At 61.6% G+C, this 19,297-nt stretch carries 17 protein-coding genes; 7 read left to right on the forward strand and 10 right to left on the reverse strand.

Going from position 1 to position 19,297, the window contains the following annotated elements:
* Positions 1-85: 85 nt before the first annotated feature.
* Both ACFRFQ_RS06735 and ACFRFQ_RS06740 read left to right on the forward strand, forming a co-directional pair.
* Positions 86-1,549, forward strand: a complete 1,464-nt coding sequence (locus tag ACFRFQ_RS06735; protein ID WP_378654693.1) for an aldehyde dehydrogenase family protein — start codon at positions 86-88, stop codon at positions 1,547-1,549.
* Between the two features lie 23 nt (positions 1,550-1,572).
* Positions 1,573-2,682 carry an NAD(P)-dependent alcohol dehydrogenase gene (locus ACFRFQ_RS06740; RefSeq protein ID WP_378654695.1) on the forward strand — a complete coding sequence of 370 codons (1,110 nt, stop codon included), beginning with the start codon at positions 1,573-1,575 and terminating at the stop codon, positions 2,680-2,682.
* A gap of 169 nt (positions 2,683-2,851) precedes the next feature.
* Here the strand turns inward: ACFRFQ_RS06740 and ACFRFQ_RS06745 are convergent, their stop codons facing one another.
* The gene (locus ACFRFQ_RS06745; RefSeq protein ID WP_378654697.1) at positions 2,852-3,910 is read right to left on the reverse strand and encodes a TerC family protein; all 1,059 of its coding nucleotides are present in this window, start codon (positions 3,908-3,910) and stop codon (positions 2,852-2,854) included.
* Positions 3,911-4,147: 237 nt separating this feature from the next.
* Here ACFRFQ_RS06745 and ACFRFQ_RS06750 point away from each other — a divergent pair, with 237 nt between their 5' ends.
* Entirely contained in the window at positions 4,148-4,495 is a 348-nt protein-coding gene (locus ACFRFQ_RS06750) for a hypothetical protein (RefSeq protein WP_378654699.1), read from the forward strand.
* Here ACFRFQ_RS06750 and ACFRFQ_RS06755 read toward each other — a convergent pair.
* Both ACFRFQ_RS06755 and ACFRFQ_RS06760 read right to left on the reverse strand, forming a co-directional pair.
* Entirely contained in the window at positions 4,488-5,699 is a 1,212-nt protein-coding gene (locus ACFRFQ_RS06755) for a PucR family transcriptional regulator (protein ID WP_378654702.1), read from the reverse strand. The two genes, ACFRFQ_RS06750 and ACFRFQ_RS06755, sit on opposite strands and share 8 nt — an antisense overlap.
* A 26-nt stretch (positions 5,700-5,725) precedes the next feature.
* Entirely contained in the window at positions 5,726-7,279 is a 1,554-nt protein-coding gene (locus ACFRFQ_RS06760) for an acetyl-CoA hydrolase/transferase family protein (RefSeq protein WP_378654705.1), read from the reverse strand.
* A 142-nt stretch (positions 7,280-7,421) separates the two neighbouring features.
* On the opposite strand from ACFRFQ_RS06760, the gene ACFRFQ_RS06765 reads away from it, so the two are divergent.
* Positions 7,422-8,075, forward strand: coding sequence for a nucleoside/nucleotide kinase family protein (locus tag ACFRFQ_RS06765; protein ID WP_378654708.1), 654 nt, complete (start codon positions 7,422-7,424; stop codon positions 8,073-8,075).
* 15 nt (positions 8,076-8,090) lie between these two features.
* On the opposite strand, the gene ACFRFQ_RS06770 is transcribed toward ACFRFQ_RS06765, so the two are convergent.
* The 5 genes from ACFRFQ_RS06770 to ACFRFQ_RS06790 are packed head-to-tail and all read right to left on the reverse strand — an operon-like array spanning position 8,091 to position 13,140.
* Positions 8,091-8,225, reverse strand: a complete 135-nt coding sequence (locus tag ACFRFQ_RS06770; protein ID WP_378654711.1) for a hypothetical protein — start codon at positions 8,223-8,225, stop codon at positions 8,091-8,093.
* Between the two features lie 56 nt (positions 8,226-8,281).
* Positions 8,282-9,724 (reverse strand): aminobutyraldehyde dehydrogenase, encoded by a 1,443-nt coding sequence (locus ACFRFQ_RS06775; protein WP_378654713.1) that lies wholly within the window; start codon positions 9,722-9,724, stop codon positions 8,282-8,284.
* A complete protein-coding gene (locus ACFRFQ_RS06780) occupies positions 9,721-10,083 on the reverse strand; it encodes a cupin domain-containing protein (protein ID WP_378654715.1) in 363 nt (120 codons plus the stop codon). The genes ACFRFQ_RS06775 and ACFRFQ_RS06780 overlap by 4 nt, the downstream gene beginning before the upstream one ends.
* Position 10,084: 1 nt before the next feature.
* A complete protein-coding gene (locus ACFRFQ_RS06785) occupies positions 10,085-11,689 on the reverse strand; it encodes a N,N-dimethylformamidase beta subunit family domain-containing protein (RefSeq protein WP_378654718.1) in 1,605 nt (534 codons plus the stop codon).
* A complete protein-coding gene (locus ACFRFQ_RS06790) occupies positions 11,686-13,140 on the reverse strand; it encodes an APC family permease (protein ID WP_378654720.1) in 1,455 nt (484 codons plus the stop codon). Before ACFRFQ_RS06790 ends, ACFRFQ_RS06785 begins: the two co-directional genes overlap by 4 nt.
* Before the next feature lie 247 nt (positions 13,141-13,387).
* Between ACFRFQ_RS06790 and ACFRFQ_RS06795 the strand changes: the two genes are divergently transcribed.
* The 3 genes from ACFRFQ_RS06795 to ACFRFQ_RS06805 all read left to right on the forward strand — a co-directional run bounded on the left by ACFRFQ_RS06795 (position 13,388) and on the right by ACFRFQ_RS06805 (position 16,057).
* Positions 13,388-14,434, forward strand: a complete 1,047-nt coding sequence (locus ACFRFQ_RS06795) for a LacI family DNA-binding transcriptional regulator (RefSeq protein WP_378654722.1) — start codon at positions 13,388-13,390, stop codon at positions 14,432-14,434.
* A 124-nt stretch (positions 14,435-14,558) separates the two neighbouring features.
* Complete coding sequence (locus ACFRFQ_RS06800) at positions 14,559-15,392, forward strand: alpha/beta hydrolase family protein (protein ID WP_378654725.1); 834 nt, start codon at positions 14,559-14,561, stop codon at positions 15,390-15,392.
* A 323-nt stretch (positions 15,393-15,715) separates the two neighbouring features.
* Entirely contained in the window at positions 15,716-16,057 is a 342-nt protein-coding gene (locus tag ACFRFQ_RS06805; protein WP_378654727.1) for an antar domain protein, read from the forward strand.
* Between the two features lie 85 nt (positions 16,058-16,142).
* On the opposite strand, the gene ACFRFQ_RS06810 is transcribed toward ACFRFQ_RS06805, so the two are convergent.
* Both ACFRFQ_RS06810 and ACFRFQ_RS06815 read right to left on the reverse strand, forming a co-directional pair.
* Positions 16,143-17,477, reverse strand: a complete 1,335-nt coding sequence (locus ACFRFQ_RS06810) for an MFS transporter (RefSeq protein ID WP_378654730.1) — start codon at positions 17,475-17,477, stop codon at positions 16,143-16,145.
* The gene (locus ACFRFQ_RS06815; protein ID WP_378654732.1) at positions 17,477-19,192 is read right to left on the reverse strand and encodes an amidohydrolase; all 1,716 of its coding nucleotides are present in this window, start codon (positions 19,190-19,192) and stop codon (positions 17,477-17,479) included. The genes ACFRFQ_RS06810 and ACFRFQ_RS06815 overlap by 1 nt, the downstream gene beginning before the upstream one ends.
* Positions 19,193-19,297 lie beyond the last annotated feature (105 nt).

A 19,297-nucleotide genomic window follows, 5' to 3' on the forward strand; every position in this document is an offset into this window, starting at 1 on the left:
TGGTCATCAACTCCTTGGCAAAGCAGCGTGGTGGGTAACCATGTGATGCGGCCGAGCGGCGCATCCCTTTTTTCAAGGAGCGACCATGACGAGTTTGATGACCGAACCGGTCTGGGAATCGAAGATTTTTGCCGGAGAATGGATCGTCGGCAGGGCCGCGGATCGCATAGTTGTCGAACCCGCAACAGGCAAGCAACTCAGTACGGTCGGCATGGCTACGCCCGACGATGTCGCTGCTGCAGCAGCGAAGGCTACCGTCGCCCAAAAGGACTGGGCAGCACGGCCGTACACCGAGCGGGCAGCTGTGCTGCGCCGCGCGGGTCAACTGTTCGAGCAGTACGCCGACGAAATCGGCGAGTGGGTAATCCGTGAAGGCGGCAGCATTCCAGCCAAGGCCGGGCTGGAAACCCACACTGCCGCGGAGGAGTGCTACAACGCCGCTGCCCTGGCAGCTCACCCGGTCGGCGAGGTTCTGCGTTCGGAGCAGCCTCGACTCAGTTTCTCGCGGCGCGTCCCCGTCGGGACTGTCGGCGTCATCGCCCCCTTCAACTTTCCGATCATCCTGGCCATCCGCGCGGTTGCTCCTGCCCTCGCACTGGGCAATGCCGTGATCCTCAAGCCGGATCCGCGCACCGCGATCTGTGGCGGCGTGGTCCTCGCCCGGGTCTTCGAAGAAGCCGGCTTGCCGGCCGGAGTATTCAGCATGCTGCCCGGCGGCGCCGACGCCGGTGAAGCCATCGTGGTTCATCCGAGCGTTCGCGTCATCGCCTTCACCGGGTCGACCCGCGCCGGCCGAGCAGTCGGCGAACTGGCCGGTCGTCATCTCAAGCGCGCCCATCTCGAGCTCGGCGGCAACAACGCCCTGATCGTCATGGACGATGTCGACCTCGAAAAGGCAGTGTCGGTAGGCGCTTTCGGCTCATTCATGCACCAGGGACAGATCTGCATGACGACCGGCCGTCAACTTGTTCACGAGAGCATCGTCAGCGATTACACCGCGCTCCTCGCCGAGCACGCCGAGAAACTTCCCGTCGGCGACCCGTTCACCGGCCAGGTAGCGCTCGGCCCCATCATCGACGCAAAACAACGCGACCACATCCACTCGCTCGTCACCGGAAGCATCGCCGCCGGAGCGAAACTGGCAGCCGGCGGCACTTACGAAGACCTCTTCTACCGGCCGACGGTCCTGGCTGATACTCCACTCACAGCACCGGCTTTTGCCGACGAGGTGTTCGGTCCCGTCGCGCCCGTGACGTCCTTCTCCAGCGTCGACCAGGCGGTCGCGATCGCCAACAACTCCGAATACGGCCTGTCCCTGGGCATTCTGACCGCCGACGCCATGCGCGGGCTCGAAATCGCCCAGCAGATCCCGACCGGCCTCGTACACATCAACGATCAGACCGTCGGCGACGAAGCCGTCATCCCCTTCGGCGGCATGGCATCCTCCGGCAACGGGGGTCGCGTCGGCGGCATCGGGGCCAATCTCGACGCCTTCACCGAAACCCAATGGGTGACCGCGCAGAGCACCCTGCCCGTCTACCCCTTCTGATCCGAATCACCCAGGAGCACAACATGACCCATGCAGCACGCGCAGCGGTCGTCGACAAGATCGGCGAACCGTTCACCATCGGTGACGTCACACTGGACACCCCACGCGCAGACGAGGTCCTGGTCCGCATCGTGGCCGCCGGTGTGTGCGGCACCGACCTCGGCGTTCAAGCCGGCCACATCCCATTCCCGCTGCCCGGTGTTCTGGGCCACGAAGGAGCGGGCATCGTCGTAGAAGTGGGCAGCGCCGTCACGACGGTCAAGCGCGGCGACAAGGTTCTGCTGTCCTTCACCAGTTGTGGATCCTGCCGAAACTGCCGCACAGCGCACCCGGCGTATTGCCAGGAATTTCTGCCGCGCAACCTGATCGGCGGTAGTCGAGCCGACGGTACTGCCACGATCTCGCGAGGCGGCGAGGACGTGAGCGGCCATTTCTTCGCTCAATCCTCGTTCTCCACCTACGCCCTAGCTGACGAACGGGGCGTCACAAAGGTCTCCGACACCGCAGATCTCGGCCTACTCGCTCCGCTCGGATGCGGCATCCAGACCGGTGCAGGAACGGTACTCAACATCCTGAAGCCCGAACCCGGCTCGACCATCGCAATCTTCGGTGTCGGCGCTGTGGGTATGGCCGCGGTCATGGCTGCGAAGCTGACCGGTGCCGAACGCATCATCGTGATCGACATCGTGCCGTCCCGCCTCGACCTGGCGCGCGAACTCGGTGCAACCGACGTCATCAATTCGAAGAATGTCGACGCTGCAGCCGAGTTGGACCGGATCGGCGGCGGCCTTGGTATCGACTACGCCATCGACGCCACCGGAAACGTCCAGGTACTCGCGACGGCGATCGAATGCCTCGCTCCGCTGGGTACCGTCGCTGCCATTGGCGCCCCCGCATCCGGAACCACCGTGGCGGTGGACGTGAATTACCTGCTCAACGGCCGGAAGTTCATCGGCGTCACCGAGGGCGACGCCGTGCCGCAGGTGTTCCTGCCGTCGTTGGTGGCATTGATCGAGCAGGGCCGATTCCCGCTGGAGAAACTGGTCAAGCACTACCGGTTCGATCAGATCAACGAGGCAGCCGAGGGCATCAAGGACGGCAGCGTACTCAAGCCAGTGCTGCTGTTCGACTGATTCCCGGCTGGGCTTCGCGCGAGACGGGTAGGAGTGCACACAAGCACTCTCACGGACCCACATTCCGTCGGTATAAGGCGACTTGTGTGCAGAATTACCCGGGCACATCGGGACATGAGAAGAGGAGTCACACGAATTCCGTGTGACTCCTCTTCTCGGTTTTCAATTGTCAGCTCTTACTGCGAGCATCCACTTTGTCGTCGTCGTCATCGCGCTCGATCGCTGCGGGCTCGGTGCCTGGCTTCTCGAGGTCGATCGGCGTATCACCGGTGTCGACTTCTTCCGCATCAGGCTTTTCCGGCAACGGCTTCTTGAGGCTCAAGATGATCGAGCCCGCCAGCACCGCGATGATCACAGCGAGGCTGACCAGCGACGGGATCTCGGGGATAGACGTGCTGATCACCTTGTGACCGGCCTGCATGATCAGCTTCACGCCGATGAAGGCGAGGATGATCGACAGCCCCTTGGACAGGTAGTGGAACTTCTCGAGCAGGCCCGAGAGGAGGAAGTACAGGGCGCGTAGACCCAGGATCGCAAACGCGTTGCTGGAGTACACGATGAACGGGTCGTCACTCACTGCCAGAACTGCCGGGACACTGTCGACGGCAAACACGAGGTCGGCCGCTTCGATAGCTACGACAACCGCGAACAGCGGTGTCGCGATGCGCTTGCCGGCTTCCTTGACGAAGAACTTGGTACCGGCGTACTCGTCCTGAACCGGCATGATCTTGCGCAGCATGCGAACTGCGAACGACGTACCGGGATCGAAGCTTTCGTCCTCGTCCTTGAGAAGCTTGTACGCGCTGTAAAGCAGGATCGCGGCGAACACGAACAGGACTGCCGTGAACTTACTGACGATCGCGACACCGGCGGCGAGGAAGATACCGCGGAAGATCAGGGCGCCGATGACACCGAAGAACAGGACGCGGTGCTGGTACTCACGCGGCACCTTGAAGTAACCGAAGATCAGCGCGAACACGAACAGGTTGTCGACGGAGAGGCTCTTCTCCAGCAGCCAGGCCGTGGTGAACTCGACACCTGAGTTCACCCCCAACGTCAGGGTGACAATCACCGCGAACACCAGCGACAAACCGACCCAGAGTGCACTCCACCTGGCGGCTTCCTTGAATCCGATGACATGCGCGCTGCGGTGGGCAAACAGGTCGATCAGCAGCATGATGACGATGACAGCGCCAAGCGCGGCCCACGCCCATACGGGAACCGTCATCGCCGATCACCGACCCCGTTGCCACGGTTGACTTCAGTCACGGGATTCTCCTTTACCTGGAAGACGATTACTTCGATCACGACGGTCGTTTCACCGTCTTCACCAGTTTTCCTTGCCGACTTCAAACCATCACGGTCTATTTATCGACGACTTTTTCCGTTTAGATTGCCGGATTACGGCAAACTCAACCTGTTTGCGCACTTCGGCAGTCCGGCCGAGTGTTCTAGCCTGACAATCATGAGCACCTCGTTGTACTACTCCGCCGTTCGCCCAGAACCGTTGTCGGCCGACGAGAGGACGGAAATCGACCGTCTGATCGCCGTGCACAACGACGAGTTCCCCTTCGACGCCGAAGTCCTGGACTTGTACGACTCGGACATCCCGAACACGGTCCTGAACGGGTCCACCAAGATCTCGAACGACGAAACGGAGATCATCCCGTCACTCGTGTACTGGTTCAACGCACTGACCGAACTCAGACACGCCTTGCCGGACGCGCAGTGGGATGTCTCGCTCGACGACACACCCGTCGACTGGGACGACGAAGCGGGCTATTCGCTGCCCGGACTACCCGACATCAGCTGAGCGGTGTTCGCGGCCAATCGAGAAGCTTGGCCCCGAGCACCGCGGCATGAAGCGCAAAAGCGTCGCCGGGATCATTGACGTTCTGACCGGTGAGCTCACGGATACGATCCAGGCGGTACGTCACCGCCCGCACCGACAGGTGCAGATCCCTGGCGGTCTTTGCCGTGTTCCCGCCCGCCGCGAAGTAGGCGAGCAGAGTATCCACCATCGGCTCCGCTCCCCCACGTGCCTCGAGCAGTGGTGTGAGGAGGGTCTGGATCAGATCTGTGACGGCCGGCCTGTCGTTGACCAGAACGCGATAGACCAGCAGATCCCGCGCGTCGATCACCGGCGAGTCCAACGACAATCGCTGTGCGAGATCGAGTGCGTCGAGCGCCTCGCGGTACGACGCCACCACACCGGCGGCCGTGGTGCGCGGCCGTCCGACTGCAATCTGCCAGGCCACGTCCATCGCGCGTCGTTGCAACTGAACGCGTCCGGCGCCATCGGTCCCGGATTCGAGAGCCAACCGAATTCCACGGAGCACGTGGTCGATGGCATCTCGATCCGGCGCCGCAAACACGATCACGAGTTTGCCGCTCTTGCTGGCGACCAGCGCGTCCGCGTCACCTTTGCTGCCGAGCACTGCACGCTCGACAGCCCTGACCAGAGGATTGTCGTCGGTGAACTCACGCGCAGCGGTCACGACGGCCACCGAATGCGGTCCGGACAAGTGCAACCCGAAACTCGAAGCGCGAGCAAGCAATCCGACAACATCGGCGCCGCCGGTCAGCAAATCGTCCACGAACTCGCGGCGAGCGGATACCTGTGAACGCACGAGCGAGCGCTGCGCGAGCTGGAACCCCTCCGTCAGTTCCGCGACGGCGTCGTCGACAGCCCGGAGCATCACCTCACCGGCTGCGACTACCGCGTTCGGATCCGATTGCGCTGCAATGACAGCGGGAAGTTCACGCCACAGGCGCCAAGCCGACGAAAGGTACAGATCGAGCAACGCGCGTAAGGCAACACCTTGCTCGGCCGCTTCCTCGCCACGGGCGCGGAATCGGTGAAGTTGCCTCCGCTGCAGCGGTTTACCGTCACAAACAGCTGAGCTGATCACATCGAGGAAATCGCCCAGAAGTTCGATCGGCAATCCACCGGCGTCGTCTGCCCCCGCTACTGCCACCCGACGAAGCACATCTGCGGGTACACCGGTTCCGTTCACTCCCGCATTCTCTCACTGCGCGGGCGTCAGGAGAGAAGCATCGAACCCGTATCGAGATAGCGCTGGTGGAACGAGAAGGCCTCACCCAAGATGTGTGGAGTCTGACCTGCTCCCGGCTGCGCGTCGGCGCGGGCGACATAGTCATGCAGCAGCGGACGGAATTCGGGGTGCGCGCACTTGTCGATGATCAGGCGGGCGCGACGTCGCGGCGACAAGCCACGCAGATCCGCCAAGCCTTGCTCCGTGACAAGCACCTGGGTGTCGTGTTCGGTGTGATCGACGTGCGGCACCATCGGGACGATCGCGGAAATCGCACCACCTCGAGCCGTCGACGGACTCAGGAACATCGAGACGTAGCCGTTGCGCGTGAAGTCGCCGGAACCGCCGATTCCATTCATGATCTTCGTGCCCATGACATGGGTCGAGTTCACGTTGCCGTAGATGTCGGCTTCGAGCATGCCGTTCATCGCGATGATGCCGAGGCGGCGGATCACCTCGGGATGGTTGCTGATCTCCTGCGGACGCAAGGTGATGCGGTGGCGGTAGAAATCGACGTTCGCCGTCAGTTCTTCGATGCCTGCTTCGGTGAGCGCCAACGCAGTCGTCGACGCGTGTGCAACGGTTCCGTCCTTGATCAGACGAAGCATGCCGTCCTGGATTACCTCGGAGTAGCAGGTCAAGCCCTTGTACGGTCCGCGGTCCAGCCCACCGAGCACCGCGTTGGCAACGTTGCCGATGCCGGCTTGCAGTGGCAGCAGCGTGTCGGCAGGCATGCGGCCGGCACGCACCTCGAAGTCGAAGAATTCCAGGACGTGACCCGCAATGGCTGTGCTGACCGCATCGGGCGCTGCCAGCGGGCTTGCGCTGTCGCGGCAGTTGGTCTCGACGACGGCCACTACCTTGGCGGGATCGACCCGGAACGTCGTCTGACCGATGCGGTCCTCGACGCGAATGATCTCGAGCGGCTTGCGGTGGGGTGGGAGAGCGGTGCCGTAGTAGATGTCGTGCATGCCCTCCATGGCCTCGGGCACCCATGAATTGACCTCGAGAATGACCCTGTCGGCAACATCGAGCCAGGTCTTGTTGTTGCCGACCGACGCGGCGGGAATCAGCTCACCCGACTCGGTGATGCCGGCGACCTCGACCACCGCCACGTCGACCTTGCCGTAGTAGCCCTCCCAGACCTGCTGAGCGACGTGTGAGAGATGAATGTCGACGTAGTCCATCCGGCCGTCGTTGATCCGCTTACGGGCCGTCGCCTCTGACTGGTACGGCATGCGCAGCGCAATACCGTCGACCTCGGCGAGTAGACGCTCGGTCTCGGTGGAGACCGAGGCCCCGGTCAGGAGGTTGATCGTGAAGTTCGACCCCTCCCCACGTGTGTGGTGCATCCGCTCGACCAAAGCAGGAATGATGACCTTAGGTGTCCCGGCGTTGGCAAAACCACTGATAGCGACGGTATCGCCGGGGTGAATGAACTTCACCGCATCGGCTGCGGACATCACTTTCGAAGCAAGAACTGTGCTGCGAATACGTCCGGAAGCCGATTTGTGCCCGGGGTCACCCACTGAGGAAGTCACGCCAACAGGATAAACACAGGCCGTCTCGGCAAAATATTCGGATTGTCGAGACAGATCCAATTGAACGTGATATGCGTGCGATCAATGCCGTCGCGGTTCGTACCCTCGGGGCACCTGATTCAGACACCGAATGGAGCTTCTCGTGCGAACCATGCCGCCGACAGTCACCCTGACCCTCGAACAACTCGCCACGCGCGCGGCGTCACTGATCGTCGACGGCCGTCGATTCGTCCTCGGCATCACCGGTCCGCCGGGTGCCGGAAAATCAACGGCATCGCTGGCGATTGCTCGGGGGCTGGGCTCACACTGCGCCGTGGTCGAGATGGACGGCTTCCATCTCGCCAATCGGGAACTCGACAGTCTGGGCAGACGTGATCGCAAAGGTGCCTCGGACACCTTCGACGCGGATGGTTATGCGGCACTCTTGCGTCGACTGCGAACTCAGGAGAACACGATCTACGCACCGATCTTCGATCGCGAGATCGATGAATCCATCGGCAGCGCGGTGCGCGTCGATCCGCAGACTCCGCTGATCGTCACGGAGGGCAACTACCTTCTGTTCGAGTCGGGAGCCTGGCCAGATGTCCGCGCGTCACTCGACGCCGTCTGGTATCTCGACGTCCCGGAGGAAACTCGCACCGACAGATTGGTGACACGACACAACCGCTTCGGAAGAAGTTCCGAAGCGGCTGCGGCGTGGGTACACAGGGTGGATCAGCCGAATGCCGTTGCTATCACGGCAGTTCGGGAACGGGCTGACCTGATTGTCAGGATCGAGCCGTCAGCGTGCCCGTGATTCGAGTTCTCTGTCCTAGGAACCCCCTCCCGTGCCGAAGAACGCTGCCAGTCCGGCAGCACCGGCGATACCGCCGAAGATCGCGGCAATTCCGCCTGCGATTGCGACAACGCTGTTGAGGATGTTGAGATCACTCTCGGACGAACCCATAGCAGTCCCCTTTCAAGGGTGTTTATTGTGGTTGAAACTGTTGTCCTGCAAGGTATTCACAGGACATGCATGACGTGCTTGATCCTCGTGTACTCCGCGAGTGCGAACTCCGATAGATCCTTGCCGTAGCCTGAACCACCGAAACCACCGTGCGGCATTTCGGCAGTCAGTGCGCCGTGTGTGCCGACCCAGACACAACCGAAATCGAGTTCGGCGGTCATCCGCATGGCGGTGCCGTGATCGGATGTCCACACACTCGACGCAAGTGCATACTTTGTTCCGTTTGCAAGTTCGAGCGCCTCGGCCTCCGTGGTGAAGATCTGAATTGTCACCACCGGACCGAATACTTCTTCTTGCACCAGTTCGTCGTCCTGGTGAACCCCCGAGATGATGGTCGGCGGATAGAACGAACCAGGTCCAGACGGTTTTTCCCCACCAATACGTACGACCGTATTGGAAGATCGTCGATCGACCAGCGCGGCAACACGATCACGATGCGCGCGACTGACGAGCGGGCCAAGATGATCAGCGTCCGACTCCAACGCCCTGAGCTTCACGTGGGCGGTAGCGGCCGTCAGCTTCTCGGTCAATTCCTCGGCCACCGACGCTGCTACCAAAACCCGAGTAGCAGCCGTGCAGTCCTGCCCACAGTTGTAGAAGGCGCCGTCCACAATCCCGGCGGCAGCCGCGTCCAGGTCTGCATCGGCAAATACGACGGCCGGAGCCTTTCCACCGAGCTCGAGGTGCAGCAGCTTCATGTCCTCCGATGCGGCCTTGGCCACGGCGATGCCGGCCCGCGTCGACCCGGTCAAGGCGATCATCCGCGGCGCAGGATGGGCAACGAGTGCCGCACCCGTGTCCCTACCACCGCACACTACGTTCAGAACTCCCCGCGGATAGATTTGGGCTGCAAGCACTCCCAGCATCACCGCGGTCTCGGGCGTATCCTCGGCCGGTTTGAGAACAAGTGTGTTGCCGGTAGCGAGAGCGGGAGCGATTTTCCAGACCGCCATCATCAACGGGTAGTTCCACGGAGCGATCGCACCGATCACTCCGATCGGCTCACGCCGAACATACGACGTTTTGCCTTCCGAGTACTCCATCGCCGCAGCACCGGGCAACGAGCGCGCAATACCCGCGAAGTACCGCAGGAAATCGACGCACTGTGGAACTTCTTCATCCCTTACTTGCGCGAGAGGCTTTCCGGTACTACGACATTCGACGTCCACGAAGTACTTTGCATTGGACTCCAGCGCATCGGCAAGAGCCAAGAGTAGTTCCTGACGACGCGCGGGCGTCGACTTACGCCATGACTGGAAGGCTCGGACCGACGAACTGCACGCTCGCTCGACGTCCTCCACGGATCCGACTGCTGCCCGCGCATACACGTTATCGGTGACCGGATCCACCAGTTCGGACAGTGCCCCGGCAGGGATTTCACACACCCCGTCGATGACGTGACCAAACGTCTCCACCTTCATCGACGAAGCAACGCTCACGAACGCACCCCAGGAAGAGCGACGAAGTACTTCTTGGACGGTTCGACGGTCTCCCATGTACCGCGAAACGACTTCGGTACGAAAAAAGCTTCGCCCGAGGCGAATTCACGACGCCTTCCGTCGAGGTCGATCAGCGCCACGCGGCCGCTGATCATAATGCAGACCTCGTCGTACGGGTACGGGTCGCACAGCAGAGTGCCCGGCTCCCCTTCCCAACCACCGCCGAAGTACTCACCTTCCGGATCACCGAACGATCGCCATTCCGATTCGGACCAATTCGCGCTCGCATCATCACCCCATTCCGGTACGAACTGCGTCCCCCGGCCGGGGCCGAAGGTTCGAATGTCGTCGACGCTCATGTCAGTTTCCCTCCGCGTTCAAGCTTGTCAGTTGTGCAGCAAAAAGATTCAATACATTTGCGGTAATGATCTCGGTGAAAGGATCGTGATGCATCAGTCCGTTCACCCACTCCGTCGAACCGGCGTTGAACACCGTTCCGAGGCCGCGCTTGTGGCACGCCACCATTCCCGAGCCGTATTCGAAATCGCGTAGATGCGTCGGCGGCTCGTCCCCGTAGAGGCTGTCGACGAGGCCCTGCACCTCGTCGAACGGTGCGCCGATGGGAACCTCACCCTCCCAGAGATCACGTGAACCGGACACCGCCGGGGCCATCGCGATGATCTCCAGATCCCTGGGCGCACCGTCGACACCGGTGGCGTACGGTTGCCCCTTCCGGAACGTGTAGTCCACTCCGTCCATCTCGAAGCCTGCAACGCAGATCGGCGCGATTCCGAAATTGTCGCCGTAATACAGGTCAGTTCCTTGTAGCGCCCAATGATCGGGTCGGTACACCGTGAATCCTCCCGACGACCTGGGAGTGGTTGCACCGTAGCGGTTGTAGACGCCCGCCATTCCGGTCAATCCCATCGTCCAGGCCCCCGGTCGCGCAATCTCGGGCGAATCCCACGCCGTGGTGACGCGTGTCGGGTCAGTGTCGCGAACGGGGTCGGCTGACGGATCCTTGTAACAGATCTGCGTGTCACCTTCGAGTCGGACCTGCCACATGAAGTTTCCACCGAATCGCGCCAAACCACCGCCACTGTCTACGAACTCGTCGATTCGATCACGCATTTCCCAGGACCAGTACTCGTCGTGACCGACCAGAACGGCACACGAATACCCTTCCAGCGCGCGGGAATCCTCGTGCAGATCATGTTGAGTGATGTGATGCACGCGAAAACCTTGCTCCTCCGCCCACACCGTGAACGGCCGCTCGTACGTGGCCCAGAATGCGTCTGCGTGATGGCGTGAATAGCCGTTGACCCACGCCCACTCGTACGGTGGGTGACGCGGAATCCAGCCGATACCCGGCGTGTCAGTGTGAATATTCCTCGCTGCACCTTCAGGTTTGCGCAGCATTCCCCTCGCCAGGGGACGCTGGGTGGACGAAATCGGCGTCGGAACATCACCGGAACCGTCGGGCACTCCGCGATAATGGTTGGCTCCACCCCAGTCGTTGTAGGCGAGCATCGTGCTCGTCGTGTGAATGAGAACCATGTCCGCCTGCTCGGGTTCACGCGAGCGGACGACGAAGAAGCCTTCGCGCTCCACCACTCTGCCTTCGTGCCGCAAACGTACGAGGATCAGATACATTCCCGACGTCCAATTCGGGGCGACCGTGAACGCCAGCGATTCCGACCAACCACAACCAACCGCATAGGCGTCGGCGGGTGTCGACTGCTGTTTGCCCGGCAAGCCGAGATACTTCACGATGCTCAGTGAACGCGCGCCGTCGCGCACGATCTCGAGGTCGTATTCGTCTGCGGTGGTGTGCACTCGGATCGAGACGGTGTCACCGGCGAAGTACGAGAACTTCTCGGCGTAAACCCAGATTTCGGGTTCACCTGGTGAAATTCCCGGCCGCTCGACCAGCCCTCCCGGCACCGACCACGCGTACTCCGTCATGCCGAGAACTCCTCGATCGAACTCCCACGGATCTGCATCCCGCGGAACACTCCGAATGCGAAAGCCACCAACAGCGGCACTATCAGCAGAACGTTTTGCGCGGTGGTCAACCCCGTCATGTCACTCAGGTTCACCGAGATGTATCCGAGCGCGACGATCAACGCCATTACAGCAAGAGAGGGTGCAATCAACCTCTGCCACAGCCCTTCTCCGCGAGCATCTTGCGAGAAGAATTTGAGCACGGCGATGGAAGTGAGAATCTGCAATACCAGCACTCCGATGATCGTCGGTGTATTCGTCCACACGACTACCTGGGTGTACGGGTCTGCCGGCGTCAACGCAAAACCGCCAATTGCCACGAATACCAAAGCGCCTTGCGTGATTCCGGCGGCACTCGGCGTTCCAGTGGTCGGAGAAACCCGTGCAAGCACGGAAGGAAAGATCCTCGCTCGCCCTATGGTGAGCAGGTAGCGACTGCAAGCATTGTGGAGGGCAAGGCAACCGGCAAAGAAGCTTGTCACGATCAGCAGGTGCATGACTTCAGTCATCATCGTGCCCGCGAACTCGCTGTTGAGATCGAAGATCAACTCCGACGGGTCGCCGCCGAGGAAGTCGGCCATTCGACTCGGGCCGACTGCCTGCACGATCACCCAAGCGCAGAAGGAATATACGACCGCTAGGACGATGACCGCCGTATAGGTTGCACGCGAGACCGTGCGCTTGGAGTCGACGACCTCTTCGCTGTAGATCGCTGTCTGCTCGAAACCGATGAAGGAGGTGAAGGTCAACACGAAGACGCCGGCCAAGCCGGCTGTCATAAAGGTCGACGGCGAAAAACTGTCGAGGGACAGGCCTTCGTGTCCACCCTTGATCAGGACCGCCACACAAAACACGGCAAGAACGCCGAGCTCGAGCGCCATCAATACCGCAAGAACCCTGGCGCCGATATCAACCCTTCGGTATCCCACCACCGCGACCAGCACTGCCACGGCCAAGGAGCAGGCATAGACGGAAAGCGAAATCCCCAGGAGGAACTCGAGCGTCGAGGACATGAAGATGCCACAGGCGACGACGAAACCGATCTGTCCACCTAGGTACCCGACGTAGGCCACCACAGAAGCACCCGAACCGACTACTTTCCCCAAACCCTCGGTGATATAGGCGTAGAACGCTCCCGCACCGCGGATATGCCTGCTCATCGCTGTGAACCCGACGGCGAACAGCAGGTAGACGATCCCCGGAATGATGTACCCCACCGGAAGTGCAGCGCCGGACACCATCAAACCCAACGGCGCGAATCCCACCAGGATTGTCAGCGGCGCCGCTGCTGCGATGACAAAGAACACCAGATGCCGGCTGTTGATTGTTCCGGCGCGAAGGCTTGGGGACGCGGCGGGAGAAACTGATTCAGAGTGTGTGCCCGTGCCGGGCGGGTCGGTTTTTTCAGTCATGGAAGGACTCCGAGAGTTAAGGCAAGTATGCGCTTACCTGGTCAGGTATCCGAGATTCGTCTGAATTTCTCTCGACGTTCTCCCGGTGTTCTAAGAGAGTGCCGAATCGTTTCATCAGTGTCAATACCTGCGACGAAACGATTCGGCACTGCGTTATTGGCTGACCACTGACCGATAGGCGCATGCACCGAAACGATTGAGAGATAGGCTGGAACACAAACCGACCGCCGAGTAGGAACGAGCCACAGTGGCCTCCCCCAATTCCCCGACGCTTCGCGACGTCGCGGCCGCCGCGGGTGTGGCAGTGTCGACTGTCTCGTATGCCCTCAACGGCAAAGGCCGTGTCGATGCGGCCACCCGTGCGCGTGTCCAGGAGATCGCCGACCGTCTGGGCTACCGAGCCAACCGTTCGGCACAGAACCTCCGGACAGGCCGTACCGCCACACTCGGACTGATGCTCCCGGCCCCGGAAGAGCTGTCATCGGCCGAGTACCTCAACTTCGACTGGTACGGGCGTGTGGCAACAGCCGCCACCCAGGCCGCATTCCAGGCTGATCATTCACTTCTGCTGCTGCCGTCGATGAAAGATCCGAACGGACTACGACGCATCGAGATGGACGGAGTTATCGTTGTCGACCCGACCGCTCACGACCCACGCGTCGATGTTCTGCATAGGATCGGAATCCCCTCTGTTGCAGTGGGTCCGGGACGAGCCGAACAATTCGGGTGCTTCGTCTCGCCGGATCTCGTCTCGACCACCGAAACGCTCCTGAACCACCTCGCCGACCGAGGCGCGACGGACATTCTCATCCTCACCCCCGGACTGTATTCGGAGTGGACGCGCGCCACGACCAACGCTTACTTCGAGTGGTGTCGCGCCCACGGCAGGACGCCCCGAATCAGCGACGATCTGGCGTCGTCCTCCGGCGCTGACACCGTCGAACAACTCATTGCCGCAGCGTATACGGCGACCCGCAACGCCCTCACGTCCGAGAATCCTCCCGACGCGATACTGTCGTTGATCCTCGGTTGCGCTCCCGCCGCCGCACGCGCAGCGCTCGATCTGGGCCTCTCGATTCCGGGAGACGTCTTGATCGCCCAGGACAGCGACGAACCCGCTCTCCTGATTTCCGATCCGCCGATCACCGCACTCGATTTCTTCCCCGAGGAACAGGCGGCCTCGGCCGTGAAGGCACTCCTTGCCCTGATCAACGGCGACGAACCCGCTGTACAGAGCCACAGTCGAAGCGAACTGCGTGTACGGGTCAGTACGGCTCATTCGCTCACCCCATAAATTCACTCGACACCGATAGACTGATTTCCGAACAAATCGTCTGTCGAGTATCGAGAGGACTCAGGCCATCGCGCACCGCTTCGGCAACCGACTACTTCGGTATATCGCGGTTGCGTTGATCTGCTTGTTCACGCTCGTCATTTCCGTTTCCAGCGCTACGGGCACCGACCAATCCGTAGACCCTGTTCGAATTTCCTATGCAGCAGGCACAGACACGTTCGGCGATTTGTATCTACCCTCTGGCGACGGCAATTCACTCCCCGTGGTGGTCCTCATTCACGGCGGCGGATGGGCCCAGAAGAGCAACCTCGAATACGCGGGCGCGTGGGCGCGATCATTGACGCCCCACGGAATTGCCGTGTGGAACATCGAGTATCGGCGTGTGGGAGGGCATGGCGGCTGGCCCACCACACTCTCGGACACTGTTGCGGCAACAAACGCCTTGGCTGACGTAGTGCAGGAAAAAGCTTCCGGCCGACTGGATTTGAACCGCGTACACGTCGCAGGCTACTCCGCGGGCGGCCAACTCGCCGCGTGGGCAGCATCCCGACCGAGCCAAGGCATCGACGCGCCCGAGCCGACTCTCGAGGTACCCATTCGTTCGGCCACCGTCATGGCCGGCGTCTTCGACATGGAACTTGCGGCCACAGTTGGCAAGGATCGATTTGTGCGAAATCTTTTGGGCGGCATGCCGTCCGACTACCCGGATCGATACCGCGTTGCCTCGCCGATCGAACATCTACCCGTCGGAATCCCGGTCACCGCACTCCACGGGCAAGCTGACCGGGTGGTCTCGATCGAGCAGAGCCGACGCTATGCCGACGCCGCCCGCGCGGCCGGTGATCGCGTCGACTTGATCGAACTTCCCGGCGTCGGCCACGGCGAATTCACCAACACCGAATCCGCGGCGTGGGCTACCACCAAGCAAGCGATTATCGATCACGTAAACGCTTCTTGAGCAGGTGAATCCATCAGTTGTGGCTACGGTCTCAGGAAAAAGGATTAGCTGAAACCGCCTCGATGACGTACGGTGGGGTTATCAGAGGGCAGCCGTCAGTCAGGCAGCCGGTCGATTCACCCGGAACAAGAGTTCCAGGGAATACTTCCAGTTCGGTGCAAATCCGCGCCTTTGATCACTACGCACTTTCATCAGTCCCGCAGATTGTTGACCAGGCCGAAGACTCCGACAGAGTCCGCCGCCAATCGCGTACCGACTGCACCAGTATCAACATGCGCTACACACCGCACGGTCCCAAAACCCGTGCGGTTCAGAGGAATACCTTGTACAACACCATGATTCACCCCGACAACACGAACAACGGTTTGCGAACCCCGACCACTTCGGGCCGCATCCGCGAACGTGCACTCGAAATTATCTGCACGCTCTACCGCTGCAGCACCGACGAAGCCGCTGAACTGCTGGTCCGACATTCTCAGACCAACAACCTCAAGGTGACCAGCCTGATCAAGTCGCTAGTCGCCTTGATCGACGAAGACTCGTCTCACGACGGCTACGGCAACAACAACGCATTGGCGTCTCATTTCTGGCTGCGTGAGATCAGGAACCTCAGCCAGGCCCACCGACGCAGCGATCATTTCCATCGCCATCTCGTCGGCGCGTAACCGTCATTGAACGACCACTGACCTGAAACGACGCTGGGGCAGTACACGGAAATCGTGTACTGCCCCAGCGTCGTCCATTCAGTTGTCAAGCAGAAGCCGATTCCTTGTTCACGGCCTGTGGAACGCCTTCGATATCCGTTGCCTCGTCCACGTGCTGCGGAGCGACGAGCAAGCATGCGATGCTCAGGACGCACATGCCGATCAGCAGTGCGATCACAGGCCAGATGCTCCCGGTTGCCTTGTACATCAGCGTCGAGACCAGTGGCGACAATCCGCCGAAGATCGCGCCGGCACCCTGGTACGCCAACGAAATGCTCGTGTAGCGGGCCTGCGGCTTGAACATCTGCGACAGAACGGCGGCGATCGGGCCGTACGTGGCCGCGAGCACCAGTCGCATGACGGCGAAGGTCAGGAAGATCAGGAACACGGATCCGGACTTCAGCACCAGGAACTGCGGCGCTGCGAGTATTGCGACCGCAGCGAGACCCCAGATGACGACACGGACGCGTCCCACCTTGTCGCCTAGCCACGCAACCCCGAGAGTCGCAATCAACTCGACCACTGCCGCGACGCTGAGTGCGTTGAGGATCAACGTCTCGGACAACCCGACATCGGGGTCGGTTGCGTATGCAGTGATGAAGGTCGTCACGAGGTAGTAGCCGCCGACTGCGACGGGCAGAATACCGATACCCAGGATGATCGGACGCCAGTTGGTCACCAGCGCGTACTTGAGCGGCAGCATTTCCGGTACGTCCGCGGACTTCACCTCGGACTCGAAGACCGGCGATTCTTCGACCTTCAGTCGAACGACCAAGCCGACCAGAATCAACAGGGCCGAGCACAGGAACGGCAGTCGCCAGGCCCAGTCACGCAGTGCGTCGTCGCCGAAGGTGGAGAGAATGCTGAAGAATCCGGTGGCAAGGAGCGCGCCGGCCGGGTTGCCCAACTGCGCGAATCCGCCGTAGAACGTTTTCTTGTCCTCGGGAGCGTGCTCGACGGCCATCAGGACGGCGCCGCCCCATTCGCCGCCGACGGCGAAGCCCTGGACGAAGCGGAGCAGGACCAGCAGCAGCGGCGCCCAGAAGCCGATCGACGCATAAGTGGGCAGCATGCCGATGAGGAACGTGCCCGCGCCCATCAGTGTCAGGGTGACGACCAGTGCGGTGCGTCGGCCCATCTTGTCGCCGACATGACCGAACACGATGCCGCCGAGCGGGCGGGCGAAGAAGCCGACGGCGTACGTCGCGAACGCTGCTGCGACACCGGTCAGGCGGTCGGTTCCGGGTGGGAAGAAGATGTCACCGAATACCAGGGCGGCCGCCGTGGCATAGACGTAGAAGTCGTACCACTCGATAGTTGTACCGACGAAGGCTGCGAATCCCGCTTTGCGGGCCTTCACGATCTGTTGCTCTCGGTTCATTACTTTTCCTCGGTGGTCGAAGTGCTCGACAATAGGGGGTTTTGACCTGAATGTGCGAGTTCGCCGTCGATCCAGGTCTCCCGGACATCGATCTGTGCAATCTCGTCGGCTGGAACCTCGAGGGGATCCGCGCCCAGAATGACGAAGTCGGCTCGCTTGCCGACCGAGATGCTGCCCAGCTCCGCTTCACGGCCCAGCGCACGCGCACCGTTGAGCGTGTGAGCCTGCAATGCCTGGTCAGCGGTGATGCGGAGCGCATCGGAACCGAGTTGATGACCCTGACGCGTCACGCGAGTGACGGCAGCCTGAATTGCTTCGAGCGGCTTGGGCTCGGCGACCGGGGCGTCGGAGCTGATGGTCACGGGAACCTCGGCGGCGATGAACTCGCCGAGCGGGTTGAACCGCTCGCCCGGAGTACCGATCGCAGCGGTGACGCCCTCGCCCCAGTTGTAGTAGTGCTGCGGCTGGTTCACCGGGTAGACACCGGCCAGGTTCATGCGGGCGATCTGCTCGGCCGTCGGGAGACCGCAATGCTCGATGCGGTGACGCGCGTCGGCGTCGGGGTGAGCTTTCTGTGCGGCTTCGATGGCGTCCAGCACCATGTCGATGGCCGTCGGAGACTGGGCGTGCGTTGCGGTCTGCAGACCGACCGCGTGAGCCTTGGCGATCAGATCCGAGTAGTCCGCGGGCTCGTGATAAAGCTGCCCGGTACGGCACGGGTCGCCGACGTACCCGTCGGGGAAGTACGCGGTCCAGCCGCCGAGTGTGCCGTCGGCATAGAACTTGATGCCACCGAACGCTAGGCGCGAATTACCAAAGGCGCCATGCATTCCCGTGTCGATCACGTGATCGAGGAGGTGGCTGAGCATGTACATGCTGACGCGAGTCTTGAGCTGATCCTGCTCTGCCAGACGCAGGTACATGTCGAATTCCCGACGGGTCACCTGACAATCACCGATCGTTGTGACACCGCCCGCCAGGAACTTGTCCTGAGCGACCGACAGCTGGCGAAGGTGCTCCTCCGGCTCGTCCTCGAGGTGGAAGTTGGGTCCGTGATGACCGACCTTCACTCCGTTGACGCCGGTGAGGATGTTGCACGCGGCGTCGGACAGCTCACCCGTCAGCTCGCCGTCGGCATCTCGGAAGAACTCTCCACCGGCGGGGTTCGCTGTGCTCGCATCGATGCCGTGCTTGTCGAAAGTGAAAGAGTTGACGACGCCGCCGTGACCGCTCGCGTTCATGAGGTAGACCTCGCGATCGGTGGCGACCTGGTCGAGCTCTTCCTTGAGCGGATGACGCCCTTCGATCAGGTTGCGATGCTCGTAGCCGTATCCGCGAATAGGGACACCCGCAGGAGCTGTAAGTGCCGCTTCCTGAAGCAGCGCAATGATTCCGGGGATCGAGTGGGCCTTCTCCGGACCGCAGTCCACCCAGCTGAGCATCTGCCCGTACATCAACGGGTGTGCGTGCGGATCGACGAATCCGGGCACGACGGTGGCGCCGTCAAGTTCGACCACCGCGGTCGTGCGAGTGCTCAGTCGACGCGCCTCGGTGCGGCATTCCTCGAGTGTTCCCACCGCCGCAAAGCGGTTTCCGAACACCAGGAACGCGTCGGCTCCGGACGTATTGTCGTCAACAGTGTGAATCGTGGCGCCGGTGAAGATGGTGGCTCGGGAGTCGAGCGGCGAGGCTTCGTGCGTGTGCAACTTGCGCATGGTGAGTCCTTTGTGGAGATGGTGGTGCGTGTCGTGGGTGGTGCACGTCGGGGTGGTGCAGCTCACTACGTGATGAGCGAAAACTACGCCCCGACCTGGAGTGAT

The organism is Rhodococcus sp. NPDC056743 (assembly GCF_042790355.1).
Lineage (GTDB): Bacteria > Actinomycetota > Actinomycetes > Mycobacteriales > Mycobacteriaceae > Rhodococcus_F.

What these genes read in the sequence shown, in the direction of transcription:
- ACFRFQ_RS06785 (WP_378654718.1), bottom strand. Translation starts at nt 11,689, where the DNA reads ATGACGGAGTACGCGTGGTCGGTGCCGGGAGGGCTGGTCGAGCGGCCG.
- ACFRFQ_RS06790 (WP_378654720.1), bottom strand. Translation starts at nt 13,140, where the DNA reads ATGACTGAAAAAACCGACCCGCCCGGCACGGGCACACACTCTGAATCA.
- ACFRFQ_RS06770 (WP_378654711.1), bottom strand. Translation starts at nt 8,225, where the DNA reads ATGGGTTCGTCCGAGAGTGATCTCAACATCCTCAACAGCGTTGTCGCA.
- ACFRFQ_RS06780 (WP_378654715.1), bottom strand. Translation starts at nt 10,083, where the DNA reads ATGAGCGTCGACGACATTCGAACCTTCGGCCCCGGCCGGGGGACGCAG.
- ACFRFQ_RS06745 (WP_378654697.1), bottom strand. Translation starts at nt 3,910, where the DNA reads ATGACGGTTCCCGTATGGGCGTGGGCCGCGCTTGGCGCTGTCATCGTC.
- ACFRFQ_RS06740 (WP_378654695.1), top strand. Translation starts at nt 1,573, where the DNA reads ATGACCCATGCAGCACGCGCAGCGGTCGTCGACAAGATCGGCGAACCG.
- ACFRFQ_RS06750 (WP_378654699.1), top strand. Translation starts at nt 4,148, where the DNA reads ATGAGCACCTCGTTGTACTACTCCGCCGTTCGCCCAGAACCGTTGTCG.
- ACFRFQ_RS06735 (WP_378654693.1), top strand. Translation starts at nt 86, where the DNA reads ATGACGAGTTTGATGACCGAACCGGTCTGGGAATCGAAGATTTTTGCC.
- ACFRFQ_RS06815 (WP_378654732.1), bottom strand. Translation starts at nt 19,192, where the DNA reads ATGCGCAAGTTGCACACGCACGAAGCCTCGCCGCTCGACTCCCGAGCC.
- ACFRFQ_RS06810 (WP_378654730.1), bottom strand. Translation starts at nt 17,477, where the DNA reads ATGAACCGAGAGCAACAGATCGTGAAGGCCCGCAAAGCGGGATTCGCA.